Below are 15,586 nucleotides of genomic sequence, written 5' to 3'. Positions count from 1 at the left end.
CGTGCGCCGCGAGAGAGCGTCCTCGATTTCGTGACCAGATAGTGGGAGCCGCATCGTGACCAAGCCCAGCAAACCCGTAGTCCTCATCGCGGAGAAGCTCGCGCCCTCCGTGCTGAGTGTGTTCGGTGAAGAGGTAGAGGTCCGGCACGTGGACGGCACCGACCGTCCCGCTCTGCTCGAGGCGGTGAAGAGCGCCGACGCGCTCTTGGTCCGATCCGCCACCAAGGTCGACGCCGAGGTGCTCGGGGCGACCACTCAGCTGAAGGTCGTCGCCCGCGCGGGCGTCGGGCTGGACAACGTCGAGGTCCCGGCCGCCACCGAGCGCGGCGTGCTCGTGGTGAACGCGCCGACGTCGAACATCGTCTCCGCAGCCGAGCACGCGGTCGCGCTGCTGCTCGCGGTCGCCCGCCGCGTTCCTGCCGCCGACCAGAGCCTGCGCGGCGGCGAGTGGAAGCGCAGCTCGTTCTCCGGCGTCGAGATCAACGGCAAGACGGTCGGCGTCGTCGGCCTCGGCAAGATCGGCCAGCTGTTCGCCCAGCGGCTCGCTGCCTTCGGGGCCAAGCTCATCGCGTACGACCCCTACGTCTCGGCCGCGCGCGCCGCCCAGCTGGGCATCGAGCTGGTCACCCTCGACGAGCTGCTGGAACGCGCCGACGCGATCTCCATCCACCTGCCGAAGACGCCGGAGACCAAGGGCCTCATCGACGCCGAGGCGCTCAAGAAGACCAAGCCCGGCGTGATCATCGTCAATGCCGCCCGCGGCGGTCTCATCGTCGAGGAGGCGCTGGCCGATTCGGTGCGCAGCGGCCACGTCGGCGGCGCGGGCATCGACGTGTTCGTCACCGAGCCGACCACCGAGAGCCCGCTGTTCAACCTGCCGAACGTCGTCGTCACGCCGCACCTCGGCGCGTCCACCGCCGAGGCGCAGGACCGCGCGGGCACGGACGTGGCGCGTTCGGTGCTGCTGGCGCTGCGCGGCGACTTCGTGCCGGACGCGGTGAACGTGTCCGGTGGCGGCGCGGTCGGCGAGCACGTCCGGCCGTACCTGTCGCTCACCCAGAAGCTCGGCCAGGTGCTGACCGCGCTGAACCCGAAGGCCCCGACGTCGCTGACCGTCGAGGTCAAGGGCGAGATCTCCAGCGAAGACACCGCGGTGCTGAAGCTGGCGGCGCTGCGCGGGCTGTTCGCGGGCGTGGTCGAGGACCAGGTCACCTTCGTGAACGCGCCGCGCCTGGCCGAGGAACTCGGCGTGCAGGCCGAACTGGTTTCCGAGTCGGAGAGCCCGAAGTTCCGCAGCCTGGTCACCCTTCGCGCGGTGCACGGCGACGGCGCGACGCTCACCGTCTCCGGTTCGGTCACCGGCAAGGACGAGGTCGAGAAGATCGTCGAGGTCAAGGGCAGGCACTTCGACCTCCGCGCCGAGGGCGACGTGCTGGTCATCGAGTACCCGGACCGCCCGGGCGTGATGGGCCGCGTCGGCACGCTGCTCGGCGAGGCGGGCATCAACATCGAGGCCGCGCAGATCAGCCAGAGCACCGACGGTTCCGATTCGATCATGCTGCTGCGCGTCGACCGGCACGTGGACGCCAACGTGCTCGAGCCGATCGGTGCCACCATCGGGGCGCACACCATCCGCGCCGTCGACTTCAGCTAGTCCCGATTCCGCTCAACGGCCCCTTTCCCGGACTCCGGGAGAGGGGCCGTTCTGTCGTTCGCCCGTACCGGCAACATTCGGGTAACGGAGCTTTTTCCGCACGAAAGTAGGGGTTTCGGACAGTTAGGTTCTTGCCTCGAGGCTGAACCACGCGCCGTGAGAGCACGGTGCGGCGCCGGTGCTCACCGTCGGGGGTGCGAGTGGGGAGCGCGGGCAGGTTCGTGATCCGGGCCTCGAGAAGGGGTTACTCATGAGCAGAACCCGGTTGCCCGGGTGGGCTGCCCGCTCGGTGGTCGTGGGTTCCGCGGTGGTGCTGGCGGCTGCCGTCGCCATTCCCGCGGCGTCCGCGCAGAGCGCGCCGCTGGCCGAGCCGGTCGCTCCGGCGAAAGTCGACGCGAGCAAGGTGCAGGGCAAGCTTTCGCCCCGGCTGAGCGCGGCGCAGGGGCAGATCACCGCGTTCGTCGAGCTGGCCAAGAAACCTGCGGTGGACGCGTTCAAGGAGGAGCAGGGCAAGGGCAAGGAGAAGGCCAAGCAGGCGGCGAAGGCGGCCAAGGCCGACGTCGCCGCGGCGGTCGACTCCGTCGTCGGACAGCTGCGTTCCGCGGATGCGGGCACGAAGCTGGTGACGCAGACGGCCAACGCGGTGCCCGGCGCTGTCGTCACCGCAGACGCGGCCAAGATCCGGCAGCTCGCGGAACGGCCGGACGTCGTCTCGGTGCGTACTGTCGTGCCGAAGAACCGCACCAACGCGAGTGCCGAACAGCTCACCAACACGCTTGCCAGCTGGCAGAAAACCGGCAAGTTCGGCGACAACATCCGCGTCGGCGTGATCGACGACGGCATCGACTACACCCACGCCGACTTCGGCGGTCCCGGCACGCCCGAGGCGTACAAGGCGGTCGACCGGACGAAGCCGTCGCCGTTGTTCCCGAGCGCCAAGGTGGTCGGCGGCACCGACCTCGTCGGCGACGACTACGACTCGGCGGGCAAGACCGGATCGCCGACGCCGAAACCGGACCCCAACCCGATCGCGTGCGGCGAGCACGGCACGCACGTCGCGGGCACGATCGGCGGCTACGGCGTCAACGCCGACGGCAGCACGTTTAACGGCGATTACAAGAAGCTGAACAAGAAGAAGCTCGACGCCATGCGGATCGGGCCGGGCACCGCGCCGAAGTCGCTGCTGTACGCGATCAAGGTGTTCGGCTGCAAGGGTTCCACGAACGTCACGTCGCAGGCTCTTGACTGGGCGCTCGACCCGGACGGCGACGGCGACTTCACCGACCACCTCGACGTCGTGAACCTCTCGCTGGGCAGCGACTTCGGCGCGCCGGACGACCCGGACTCGCTGTTCGTGCGCAAGCTCGCGCAGAACAACGTGCTGCCGGTGATCTCGGCGGGCAACGGCGGCGACCTCAACGACATCGCCGGTTCGCCGGGCAACACGCCGGAAGCGCTCACCGTGGCCAGCAGCCGCGACGCGGGCGAACTGCGGGACGCGGTCGAGATCAAGACGCCGACCGCGGGGCAGCAGCCGGGCCAGTACAGCCAGGAGTACACCGGCTACGACACCCTCGACCTCACCGCACCGGTGGTGCCGATTTCGGCCGGCAACAACGCCGGTTGCGCCGCCTATTCGGCTGAGGACAAGGCAAAGGTCGCGGGCAAGATCGCGTGGCTGGAGTGGGACGACAACGACGCCACCCGGCCGTGCGGTTCCGCCGCCCGGGCCAACAACGCGCAGGCCGCGGGCGCGAAGGGCGTGCTGCTTTCGTCCACTGTGGAGCATTTCGGCGCGGGTATCGCGGGCAACGCGGCGGTTCCGATGTTCCAGCTCACCGGCAAGGCCACCCAGGCCGTGCGGGCGGGCTTGACCGCGGGCACGCTGACCGTGCGGCTGTACGGAGCCGGCCGGACGACGCTGCAGACCTACGACCAGTCCATCGTGGACACTCCCAGCTCGTTCACCTCGCGCGGCGGACGCGGTCCGTCGGTGAAGCCGGACGTCGCCGCTCCTGGCGACACGATCACGTCGGCGTTCCGCGGCAGCGGCAACGAGCGGCTGGTCATCTCGGGCACGTCGATGGCCGCGCCGCACACGTCGGGCATCACGGCGCTGGTCCGCCAGGCGCATCCGGACTGGAGCGTCGAGGAGGTCAAGGCCGACGTCGTGGGCACCGCGGTGCACGACATCACCGACGGCGCTGGCCACACCTACGGCCCGCAGCGCGTCGGTGCCGGCCGGATCGACGCGAAAGCCGCGCTGGACAACCAGGTTCTCGCGTACGTGCAGGACGACCCGGGCGCGGTGAGCGTCACGTTCGGCACTGTCGAGGCGGCTGGTCCGGTCACCTTGAGCAAGACGATCAAGGTGGTCAACAAGGGCGTCAAGGCGGCTGAGTACTCGGTGGGCTACGAGGCGGTCAACAACCTGCCTGGTGTCGAGTACACAGTGGACAAGAGTTCGGTGAAGCTGAACCCGCGCGGGGTCGCGACGGTCAAGGTGACGCTGAAGATCACCGACCCGAAGGCGCTGCGCAAGGTTCTCGACCCGACCATGGCGGCTTCGCAGGCCGGGCTCGCCCGGCAGTTCGTGGCCGACGCTTCGGGCCGGGTCGCGTTCACCCCGAAGAACGGCGGGACCGTTCCGCTGCGGGTGGCCGTGTACTCGTCGCCGAAGCCGGTTTCGGCGATCACCACCCCGGGCGGCGTGCGCTTCGGCGCGAACGCCGACCAGGCCGTGCTGAACCTCGCGGGCAAGGGCATCGACCAGGGCAGCGGTTCCCAGCGGTACCGCTCGCTGATCAGCGTGCTCGAACTGCAGGCCGAATCGCCGCAGCTGCCGGAATGCGACTCGCACGTCTCGTCCGACTGCACCCTCAACCGCACCGCGAAGGGCGGCGACCTGCGCTACATCGGCGCGGCGTCGACGGCCCCGCTCGCCAAGGCGCAGGGTGAGCCGGAGAACGCGACGCTGGCGTTCGGGATCACGACCTGGAGCGATTTCGCGAACCTCGGCAGCAACACCGTGCCGTTCGTGGACATCGACACCAACGGCGACGGCAAGCCGGACTTCGAAACCTTCGTGACGAAGGCGACGGGATCGGACGTGCTGCTCGTCAACACGGTGTCGCTGACCAAGCCGGGCAACCCGTCGGTGGACCTGCAGGCGATCAACGGACAGCTCGGCGACGTCGACACCAACGTGTTCGACTCGAACGTGATGGTGCTGCCGGTCAGCATCGCCGCGCTCGGCATCGACCCGAAGGAGGCGTCGCACCGGATCAGCTACACGGTGGGCACCGCCGGGTACTACGTCGCGCCGGGTACTTCGAACGGGTTGATCGACCAGGTCAGCACTCCGCTGTCGTTCGACGCGCTCGCGCCGGCGTACTCGGTCCAGGGCGGCGGCGACGCGGCGCTGGGTTACGTCGCCAAGCCGGGCACGGCTTTGGTGGTCAACCGCAACAAGGCCGCCGTCGCCGGGGACAAGGCGAAGGGCCTGCTGGCGATCGAGCACCACAACGCGACCGGGCAGCGCGCCTCGGTCGTGCGGATCGAATCGGAGGTACCGCGCGGCTGACCTGGTTCACCCTTTGAGGGGAACTTGAGGTGAGCTGCGGAAGCGGCCGCATCGCGGGACGCGGGGGCTTGCCAAGGCTGTCCGGCCTGGGCAAGCCCCCGTTTCCGTTCGCCCGAACGGGTGTCTCACCCTGTGGGAGGATGCGGCATAAGGGTGGTGCGGCTACGGCACCTTGTCTACGGCCGGTAACCTTCCGCTGCTGGCGTTTTTGTGCGAATGGGCCATCGGTGCGCCCGGTGGCCTGGGCTACGGAGGTGTGTGGATGCGGCTCGCGGTGATCCCAGGGGACGGGATCGGGCCCGAGGTGGTCTCCGAAGCGCTCAAGGTGCTCGGTGAGGTAGCACCGGCGGCGGAGATCACGAACTACGACCTCGGCGCCTCGCGGTGGCACGCCACCGGGGAGCTGCTCCCGGAGTCGGTGCTCGGCGAACTGCGCCAGCACGACGCGATCCTGCTCGGCGCGGTCGGCGACCCGACAGTGCCCAGCGGGATCCTCGAGCGCGGCCTGCTGCTGCGGCTGCGGTTCGAACTGGACCACCACGTGAACCTGCGCCCGGCGCGGCTGTATCCCGGGGTGCGCGGCCCGCTGGCCGACGCCGGGGACGTCGACATGGTCGTGGTGCGCGAAGGCACCGAAGGCCCGTACGCGGGCAACGGCGGTCTGCTGCGCAAGGACACCGAGCACGAGATCGCCACCGAGGTCAGCGTCAACACGGCCTTCGGCGTGCGGCGCGTGGTCGTGGACGCGTTCAACCGTGCCGAAGAGCGTCCGCGCAAGCACCTGACGCTCGTCCACAAGACCAACGTGCTCGAGCACGCCGGTTCGTTGTGGTCGCGGATCGTCGAAGAGGTTTCGCTGGAGCACCCGGACGTCACCGTCGCGTACTCGCACGTGGACGCCGCCACGATCCACCTGGTCACCGACCCGTCGCGGTTCGACGTGATGGTCACCGACAACCTGTTCGGGGACATCATCACCGACCTCGCGGCCGCGGTGACCGGCGGCATCGGCCTCGCGGCCAGCGGCAACCTCGACATCACGCGCCGGAACCCGAGCATGTTCGAGCCGGTGCACGGCAGCGCGCCGGACATCGCCGGCCAGGGTCTCGCCGACCCGACCGCCGCGGTGCTGTCGGTGTCGCTCCTGCTGGACCACCTGGGCCAGAAGGAAGCGGCGCGGCGGATCGAGGCCTCGGTGGCCTTCGATCTCGCCACGCGCGACCAGTCGTCGCCGGGCGCTACCCAGGCCATCGGCGACCGCCTCGCCGCGCTGGTCTCGTCGAACGCCCGTCAGGCCGGCTGACCCCGTCCTGAGTTTTTCGGACCCCCGCCGCGGAAGCCGGTCGAAATCCGGCGCTGACCCGCAACGGTAGGCCTTCGGCTCCTTTTCTCTGGAGCCGAAGGCGAGCCCGATACCGGCGGAGGTTCCTCGAACCTCGTCCCCTCCCGTCGTGGTCTGCGGGAGACGACACTCCCGCCGTTGGCGGCTGCCGTCTTTTGCGGGCCCAATGTCTCGATTGGGTCGTCGCCGGTGGTGTCTTCGTTTTCGTCTTCGCCTTCGTCTGAAGAACGTTCTGCTTGTCTTGGGCCTGTGGTCGGCGGGGCTGGGGATTCGCCGGGTTTTGGCGACGGTGGTTCTGGTGGGGTTTCGCCACCTGCTCGTGCTGGGGGTTCTTCGGCAGTTCGCGGGGGCCGCTCGTTTTCGCCGTTGGGCGGCGACAGTGCTTCGGGGCCGTCCGGTGGTGGTTCGCTGGCGGATGGGTCTGGTGGTTCAGGCCCATCGCCCCTTGATGGCGAGGACGCTTCTGACCGTTCGCCATCTAGCGGCGACTCTGATCCGGCTCTTTCGCCGCTGAGCGGCGACGGCGTATCGGCTCGTTCGAGTCCGCGTGGTGGCGGTGCCGCGGATCATTTGCTATCTGGCGGCGACGGCTGGTCGGCTCGTTCGAGTTCGCGCGCTGGTGGTGGCTTGGGCGTTTCGCCGCCGGGCGACAGCGCCTCGGACGGTCTGGGTACACGCGCCGGTGACGCGGATGGTTCGAGTTCAACCGGTGGCGACTCCGATGGTTCGCCGTCTGACGGCGAGGGTGTGTCGGCTGGTTCCCGTCCCGCTGACCGCGACGCTTCGGATGTTTCGCCACTGGGCGGCGACTGCGCCTCGGACGGTCCGGGTTCGTGCGATGGCAGTCCATCAACCGTTTCGCCGCTGGGTGGCGAAGACGGTTCAGTCGCTTCACAGTCCATCGGCAATCGCGATGCGCCCGACCTGAGTCGACCGGGCACGGCGGCGGAGGATTCGCCATTCCACGGCAACGAGCTGCGCCGTGGCGAGCCACCGATCGACGAGCCGCTGGCCGACGACTCGGTCAGCCGTGACCCGACCGGCTTCAGCGCTCGCGTCGTCTCGCCGTTGGATGGCCAATCTCCCGGGGAGGGGAACGTTTCGCCGCTGAGCGGCAAATCCCGAAGCCGGCGGGGTGCGTCGCCGTTGAGCGGCAAATCCCGGAGCCAGCCGGGTGCGTCGCCGTTGAGTGGCGAATCCCAGGTCGGGGCGGTTGCCGTTCAGCGGCGACGGCCGTTGACGCCGCTGCTTCTCGGGCTGGGGGTGGCGTTGCTCGGGTCGATTGTCATCGCCGTCGGGATCGGGACAGTGGCTGTGCCGGTCACTCACACGTGGGCCTTTCTCCGCGCTGGGTTGTTCGGCGGGACGATCGGCCCGGACGAGGTCGGGCAGTACCGGATCATCTGGGACCTTCGGCTTCCTCGCGTTCTGCTCGCGGTGGTCGTCGGTGCTGGGTTGTCGACTGTCGGTGTCGCGATTCAAGCGATGGTGCGCAACGCGCTCGCCGAGCCGTACGTGCTGGGGATTTCCTCCGGCGCATCCGTCGGGGCGACGGCGGTGACATTGTTCGGCGTCTTCGCGTCGCTCGGAATCTATGCCTTGTCGGTCGGAGCGTTCGTGGCTGCGCTCGCCGCGACTTTGATCGTTTATCTCGTCGCCCGTACGCGGCAAGGCCTTACGCAGCTGCGGCTAGTGCTCACTGGGACGACGTTGTCTTACGGGTTTTTCGCGATCACCACGGTGATCGTCTTCCAAGCACCGAACGGCGAGGCCGCGCGGTCGGCGCTGTTTTGGCTTCTTGGAAGTCTCGCCGGCGCGAACTGGGGCACATTGCCGATCGCCGCGATCGTGGTGGTCGGCGGGGTTCTGTTGTTGCTGGCGCTGGCCGGCCGGCTCAACGCGCTCGCCATGGGCGACGAAGCGGCGACGACTCTCGGCGTTGACGTCGGGAAGCTGAGGATTCTCCTGTTCATCGTTTGCGCTGCTATGACTGGCGTTTTGGTCGCGGTGAGCGGAGCGATCGGATTCGTCGGCCTGATCCTTCCGCATCTGGTGCGGTTGGTCGTCGGCGCTGATCATCGCCGGGTGCTTGCGGTCGCGCCGCTTGCCGGCGCGGTTTTCTTGGTATGGGTGGACGTCGCGGCGCGGGTGCTCGCCGCACCCGAGGAGTTGCCGATCGGGGTGCTTACCGCGGCAGTCGGGGTACCAGCCTTCCTTCTGTTGATGCGCCGTCGCTCGTATGTGTTCGGAGGGGCGTGAATGGACCTCTCGCTCAACGGCGTCAGCGTGACCGCGGCCGGTCGCAAGCTGGTTGACGACGTGACCCTCGAAGCCCGGCAAGGCCAATTCGTCGGACTGCTCGGTCCGAACGGCAGCGGAAAGTCGACGACGCTGCGTGCCGTCTACCAGGTGCTCAAACCGTCCGCCGGAGCTGTGCTGGTCGACGGCCAGCCGGTGGACGGCATGGCACCACGGAAGCGGGCGCGCGCGATCGCCGCGGTCGCGCAGGAATCGCATGCGGAGTTCGACTTCACCGTCGCCGAAGTGGTGGCGATGGGGCGAATGCCGCACCACGGCCTGCTCGACCGCATGAGCGCAGCCGACCATCAGCTGTGTGCCGCCGCGCTGGACCAAGTCGGCTTGGCGCACCTGACGGACCGAGGCGTGCTCACCTTGTCCGGCGGCGAACGGCAACGCGTGCTGATCGCGCGTGCACTCGCTCAGCAGCCACGGCTCCTGGTGCTCGACGAGCCGACCAACCATCTCGACATCCGGCACCAGCTCGAAGTCCTCGCGCTCGCTCGTGCCAGCGGGCCGACGGTGCTGGCCGCGCTCCACGATTTGAACCTGGCCGCAGCCGTGTGCGACATGGTGCACGTGCTCGATCACGGTCGCCTCGTCGCGAGCGGAACCCCGGCCGAGGTGCTCACGCCTGCCTTGCTCGCCGATGTGTTCGGGGTGCGCGGGCACGTGGTGCCGCATCCCGCTACGGGGCGTCCGCAGTTGTTGTTCGACCGGCTCGAGTCCCAGGAGGACAGTCATGCGTAGGACAGTCGCGTTGATCGTGACGGTCGCCCTCGTTGCCACCGGATGCGGCGCTCAAATGTCCGAAGGGGACAGCGGAGCGGCCCCGGCCGGGTTTCCCGTGACGGTGGCCAACTGCGGTTCGTCGTTGACCGTGTCTCGCCCTCCTTCCCGGGTCGTGACGAATGACATCGGCATCACCGAGCTGATGTTCGCGCTCGGCTTGGGCGACCGGATGGCCGGTTACGTGGTCGACAAAGGACAGTCCAGCGGGGTGGCATCGTCGCCCTGGAAAGCCGATTTCGCCAAGGTGCCCAAGCTCGCCGAGAAGATCAACCGCGAGGTGGTGCAGGGCGCGGGAGCAGACCTCGTGTTCGCGGGCTGGAACTACGGCTTCTCGGAGGCGACCGGGTTCACCCCGGATTCCCTCGGGAAGCTGGGCATCTCCAGCTACTTGTTGACCGAGGCGTGCCGCAACGGCAATGGCAAGCAGCGAGGCATCATGCGACCGCTCGACGCGCTGTACACAGATGTGCGCAATTTGGGGAAAATGTTCGGAATCAGTGATCGTGCAGAACGTTTGATCGAAGAGTACCGCGCACGGGTCGCCGCTGTCACGAACGCGGTGCCGGCCGGACGGCCGAAGCCCAAGGTCTTCCTCTACGACGACGGCCGTGACCAGCCATTCACCTCCGGACGCAACGCGGGCCCGGACGAAATCATCACCAAATCGGGTGGTGCCAACATCTTCGCGGACCTCAACGACAGCTGGACCAGTGTCAGCTGGGAAGCCGTGATCCAGCGGGCACCGGACGTCATTCTCATCAACGACTACGGCGGCGAGGTCGGCAGCGTGGCCGACAAGGAGAACTTCCTCCGCTCGCGTCCCGGCCTGCGCGACATCCCGGCAGTGAAGGAAGGACGCTTCTTCGCGCTGCCGTACGCGGCTTTGGTGGAGGGGCCGCGAAATGCTGCCGCGGTCGAGGAATTCGGTCGCTACCTGGCCAATCTGCCCGGCTGACGGCTCTCAGAAGGTGGGAAGCTTCGCCCGGCGTTTGGAAGCCGGGCGAGGCTGTGGCATGATGTCCGGCATGACCGCCATCTCCATCATTATTGCCTTGCGCGCCGGATAGACGCTCCACAAGAGCTACCGGCGCGCAACCTCTCGCACCCATGCGGGAGGTTTTTTTGTTGCCTGGACCAGGTTCTTCCCCGCCACAAGGAGAACACCGTGACCCGCACGGAACCCGCTGGCACGCCGCTCGGCGATGCCTTCCACCTCTATGACACCACTTTGCGCGACGGTGCTCAGCGCGAAGGAATCACCTACTCCGTCACGGACAAACTGGCCGTCGCGCGGCTGTTGGACGAGCTGGGTGTCGGGTTCATCGAGGGCGGCTGGCCGGGTGCGTTGCCGAAGGACACGGAGTTCTTTTCCCGTGCGGCAAAAGGAGAATTACCGCTCAAGCACGCTGCGCTCGTCGCGTTCGGATCCACGCGCAAGGCGGGGGCCGCGGCCGAGAAAGATCCGCAGGTCCGTGCACTCTTGGATTCGGAGGCACCGATCATCACATTGGTGGCCAAATCGGACCTTCGGCACATCGAACGGGCACTGCGGGTCGACGTCGACGAGGCGTGCGCGATGGTGCGTGACACGGTCGAGTTCCTTGTCGGCGAAGGACGCCGCGTTTTCCTTGACGCAGAACACTTTTTCGACGGCTACGCTTTCTCGCCCGAGACCTCGCTGCGAGTGCTCGACGCGGCGGCGCACGCCGGTGCGGACGTGCTCGTGCTGTGCGACACCAATGGGGGACAACTGCCGCTTGGGCTTGCTGAAACCGTAGGCGAGATCAAGGAAAAGACCGGATTCCGGCTCGGAATCCATTGCCAGGATGATACTTCCTGTGCTGTGGCGAATTCTGTCGCCGCGGTACAGGCCGGCGCGACGCACGTGCAGTGCACCGCGAACGGCTACGGGGAGCGGGCAGGCAACGCCGACCTGTTCGCCGTGGCGGGAAACCTCGTGACCAAGCTCGGAATGGAGGTCCTCCCGACCGGAGGCACCGCCGAGCTCACTCGCGTCTCCCATGCTTTGGCCGAAATCGCCAACCTCGCACCCGACACCCACCAGGCTTACGTCGGGTCGTCCGCTTTCGCCCACAAGGCGGGGCTGCACGCGAGCGCGATCAAGGTGGATCCGTTGTTGTACAACCACATCGATCCGTCTTCTGTCGGCAACGGCATGCGGGTACTGGTCACGGAGATGGCCGGCAGGGCCAGTCTCGAGCTCAAGGGACGTGAGCTCGGGGTCGACCTTGCCGGCCGGCCTGACGCACTCACGAACGCGGTGCGGAAGGTGAAGGAACTCGAATCGGAAGGCTGGTCGTTCGAGGCGGCCGACGCCTCGCTGGGCCTGTTGCTGCGCCGCGAGGTCGAGGAGGTTTCCGGCGAGAAGTCGGATCCGCCGCCGTTCGAACTCGAGTCGTATCGGGTGGTGCTGGACCACCGTCCGGATGGCGAGGTTGTGTCTGAAGCGACGGTGAAGGTGCATGTCGCGGGCGAGAGGGTCATCGCCACCGCGGAGGGGAACGGCCCGGTGCACGCCCTCGACGCGGCGCTGCGCCAGGCGTTGCTGCCGTATCTGTCCTGGTTGGACAGCATGGAGCTGGCTGATTACAAGGTGCGGATCCTGCCGTCGAACCCGGGGACGGATGCCGTCACGCGGGTGCTTCTTGAAACTAGTGACGGCGAACACGAATGGACGACTGTGGGAGTGCACGGCAGCATCGTCGAGGCGAGTTGGCTGGCGTTGTGTGATGCGCTGGTCCACAAGAGCCTGACGGTCGCGTCGGAGCTGGAGCAGTCGGTGCCTGAGCTGGGGGTGGCGGCTGTGGGCGGGTGAGTCGGGCCGTGCGGGTGAGTCGCGTTGGGACGTTTGTGCGCCGTGGCCTTCGTGTCGCGGGTATTGCGGCTCGTGAGCGGGTCCGTTGGCAGCTGTTCGCGTTGGTGCTGTGCTGAGATTGGTCGCTTCCTGATGGCGTGAAGGGTCCATTCGCGCCAGTGAGGTGACGGCTGGTCGGCTGGTGTCAGAGGTCTTTTCGCGGCTAACGGAGCGAGGGGGACTGTCGCACGTGCTCGGGGTGCGCGACAGTCGGTGCGTATACGTAGACTGGTGTTGTGCGTCTAGCTCGTATTGCTCATCCCAGTGGTGTCGCGTTCGCTTCGATCGAGGGGGACGGTGACGATGCCCAGGTCCTGGAGATCGCGGAACATCCGTTCGGCCAGCCGAACTTCACCGGCAAGCGCTGGCCGCTGGCTGACGTCCGGCTGCTCGCGCCGATCCTGCCGTCGAAGGTGATCGCTGTCGGCCGGAACTACGCGAAGCACGCGGCGGAGTTCGGCAACGAGGTGCCGTCCGCGCCGATGCTGTTCATCAAGCCGTCGACGACGGTGATCGGGCCGAACGCTCCGATCCGTCGGCCGGCGGATGTCGGTCGCGTCGACTTCGAGGGTGAACTCGCGGTCGTCATCGGGCAGCCGGTCAAGAACGTGCCCGCGGCCCGCGCGGCCAGTGCGATCCTCGGCTACACGGTCGCGAACGACGTGAGCGCGCGCGACCTGCAGAAGTCCGACGGCCAGTGGGGCCGGGCGAAGGGGTTCGACACCTTCTGCCCGCTCGGCCCGTGGATCGACACGTCGATCGACCCGTCCGACCTGGCGCTCCGCAGCGAGGTCGACGGCGAACTGAAGCAGGACGGCCGGACTTCCGATCTCGTGCACAAGGTGCCCGAGCTGGTCGAGTTCGTGTCGCGGGTGATGACGCTTCTTCCCGGCGACGTGATCCTCACCGGCACGCCGGAAGGCGTCGGTCCGATCGTCGACGGGCAGTCAGTCTCCATCACGATCGACGGCATCGGCACTCTGACGAACCCGGTGCAGGACCTCTGAGCTGCCTGTCGCCGTTTTTTGGCGACAGGGGTTCGGTGGGTGGTTTCGGGTGTTGCCGTTTAGTGGCGAATCCCTGGTCGGGGCTGGTTTTCCGGTCGACGGGGTGGGGTCGCGGCGGTGGCTTGGGCTGTCGCCGTTGAGCGGCGAGCGGGTTGCTGGTGCCGGGTTGGCGGGCATGCGGGGCCGTTGCCGCTGAATGGCGAATGGTGCCTGGTGCCCCGGTCGGGGAGTGGTCGGCGCTTTTGCCGCTGAGTGGCGAAAGACGAGTGGTACTCGGTTGGCGAGTGGGCGATCTTGTCGCCACTGGGTGGCGAGAGGCAGTTGGCGGTCGCGGTGTTGACCAGCGGGGGCCGTTGCCGGTGAGCGGCGAAAGGGTGGCTGGCGTTCAGTTGCGAGTCGATGCTTCGAGGATCGGTGGCTCGGTTCTTCGAAGGCTATCGGCGAGTGGCCGGTGCTGTTGCCGGTGAGCGGCGAGAGCGTCTGGGGTGCTCGGCTGCTGAGCGGTGGGGAGTGTTAGCCGTTCAGTGGCGAGGTAGGTCTGCCGCTGGCGAGTGGCGTGCGGGGTTGCCGTTTGATGGCGAGGCATCTGTTGCCGGGTGGGTGGCGACGTTGTCGCCGGGTGATGGTGAAACGAGTTGCCGTTGTCCGGCCATGGCCCACCGGCGGACTTGCCGGTGGGTGGCGGGCGGTACTTGCCGCGGGTAAGAGCCGTTGCCGTTTGGCGGCGACTCGCTGGTCGCGGGGTTAGCGGCTGGCCGGTTCTGCTGGGCGGCGGGCGAAGGCTGGTGCGGATTCCCGGCGGATGCCTACGCCGATGAGGAGTGCCGGGACGCGGGAGAGTTGCGGGAAGCGCCTGAACAGTGCGATCAACTGGGACGGGGGTCCGTCGGCGCGGCCGGTCATTACGGGGCCTATCACGCGGCGGTGGAGAACGCGTTGCAGTCCCTGGACGGCGACGGTCGGCAGGAGGCGACGGCGGCGGACAGCGGTGAGGTTCTGCTCGGTCGGCCTGCCTCGGAGGAGTGGGTCGGCCAGTAGCCTCGCGGCGGCGACGGCGTCTTGTACTGCCAGGTTGATTCCGACGCCGCCTACCGGTGACATCGCGTGGGCGGCGTCGCCGATGCAGAGCAGGCCGTCGACGTGCCAGCGGTTCAGGCGGTTGAGGCGGACGTCGAGGAACTTGACGTCGTCCATGGAGGTCAGCTCGTGCACCCGGTCGGCGAATTCCGGGCAGACCTCGGCGATGTCTCGGCGGAAGCTTTCGATGCCTGCCTCGTTCAGGTCTTTGCCCTTCGGCGCCAGGTAGGCGATCTGGTAGTAGCCCTTGCGCGGCAACGGCACTGCGAGGTGTCCCTTGCTCATCCGCGCCGTCAAGCTGGCTTCCCGCTCTTCGGGCTTGCGGGAAAGCCGGAACCACCAGGCGTCGAACGGGGTGTAGTACTCGCGCGGGGTGAGGCCGGCGGAGCGGCGAGCCAGGGACCAGCGGCCGTCGGCGGCTATTACGAGGTTGGCCGTTAGCTCGCCTTCGGTGCCGTCGGCGGTGCGGTAGCGGACGCCGGTGACCTGGCGGCCGGAGCGGAGGAGGCCGGTCATTTCGGTTTCCAGGCGCAGGGTGAAAGTCGGTTCTTTCTGCGCTGTTTCGGCGAGAAGGTCTAGGAAATCCCATTGGGGGACCATCGCGACGTAGGGGCGGGGGACCTTCAGCAGCGACATGTCGGCGATGGTCAACTGGTCGCCGTCGGGCGTCGGGAGGCCGACTGTGGTCATCTTGCTCTGCGGCAGCGCCTCGAACTTCTCGCCAAGGCCCAGCTCGTCCAGGAGCGTGAGGGTGGACGGGTGGACGGTGTCGCCGCGGAAATCGCGCAGGAAATCTGCGTGCTTCTCCAGCACCGTGACTTCTACGCCCGCTCGGGCCAGGAGCAAACCCGCCACCATGCCTGCCGGTCGGCCGCCGACGATGACGCACCCCGTGTGCTCGGTCATCTTTCCCATCTCCCCTGTTTTCATCACTTGTTGAATAAGTTGAGAATGCACC

At 67.8% G+C, this 15,586-nt stretch carries 9 protein-coding genes and 1 riboswitch; of the genes, 8 read left to right on the top strand and 1 reads right to left on the bottom strand.

Features of this window, described 5'->3' with window-relative positions:
* Positions 1–55: 55 nt before the first annotated feature.
* The 8 genes from serA (at position 56) to D0D37_RS02010 (ending at position 13,551) form a co-directional block, all read left to right on the top strand.
* A complete protein-coding gene (gene serA, locus D0D37_RS02050) occupies positions 56–1,654 on the top strand; it encodes a phosphoglycerate dehydrogenase (protein WP_116198771.1) in 1,599 nt (532 codons plus the stop codon).
* Positions 1,655–1,904: 250 nt separating this feature from the next.
* Positions 1,905–5,237 (top strand): S8 family peptidase, encoded by a 3,333-nt coding sequence (locus D0D37_RS02045; protein WP_162834045.1) that lies wholly within the window; start codon positions 1,905–1,907, stop codon positions 5,235–5,237.
* 262 nt (positions 5,238–5,499) lie between these two features.
* On the top strand, positions 5,500–6,540 hold the full coding sequence (locus D0D37_RS02040) for a 3-isopropylmalate dehydrogenase (RefSeq protein WP_116198770.1): 1,041 nt from the start codon (positions 5,500–5,502) through the stop codon (positions 6,538–6,540).
* 7 nt (positions 6,541–6,547) lie between these two features.
* Positions 6,548–6,675, top strand: a riboswitch (cobalamin riboswitch).
* 1,089 nt (positions 6,676–7,764) lie between these two features.
* A complete protein-coding gene (locus D0D37_RS02030; protein ID WP_208719755.1) occupies positions 7,765–8,838 on the top strand; it encodes a FecCD family ABC transporter permease in 1,074 nt (357 codons plus the stop codon).
* On the top strand, positions 8,839–9,627 hold the full coding sequence (locus tag D0D37_RS02025; RefSeq protein WP_116198767.1) for an ABC transporter ATP-binding protein: 789 nt from the start codon (positions 8,839–8,841) through the stop codon (positions 9,625–9,627).
* A complete protein-coding gene (locus D0D37_RS02020; protein ID WP_116198766.1) occupies positions 9,620–10,624 on the top strand; it encodes an ABC transporter substrate-binding protein in 1,005 nt (334 codons plus the stop codon). Before D0D37_RS02025 ends, D0D37_RS02020 begins: the two co-directional genes overlap by 8 nt.
* Before the next feature lie 210 nt (positions 10,625–10,834).
* Entirely contained in the window at positions 10,835–12,505 is a 1,671-nt protein-coding gene (gene cimA / locus D0D37_RS02015; RefSeq protein ID WP_116198765.1) for a citramalate synthase, read from the top strand.
* Positions 12,506–12,780: 275 nt separating this feature from the next.
* The gene (locus D0D37_RS02010; RefSeq protein ID WP_116198764.1) at positions 12,781–13,551 is read left to right on the top strand and encodes a fumarylacetoacetate hydrolase family protein; all 771 of its coding nucleotides are present in this window, start codon (positions 12,781–12,783) and stop codon (positions 13,549–13,551) included.
* A gap of 744 nt (positions 13,552–14,295) precedes the next feature.
* Here the strand turns inward: D0D37_RS02010 and D0D37_RS02005 are convergent.
* Positions 14,296–15,534 carry an FAD-dependent oxidoreductase gene (locus tag D0D37_RS02005; RefSeq protein WP_162834044.1) on the bottom strand — a complete coding sequence of 413 codons (1,239 nt, stop codon included), beginning with the start codon at positions 15,532–15,534 and terminating at the stop codon, positions 14,296–14,298.
* Between the last annotated feature and the right edge of the window lie 52 nt (positions 15,535–15,586).

It is taken from the genome of Amycolatopsis circi, from assembly GCF_003385235.1.
In the GTDB taxonomy this organism is placed as follows: Bacteria; Actinomycetota; Actinomycetes; order Mycobacteriales; family Pseudonocardiaceae; genus Amycolatopsis; species Amycolatopsis circi.
The sequence above is the reverse complement of the archived record's forward strand: the minus strand, read 5'-3'. Positions and strand labels throughout refer to the sequence as shown.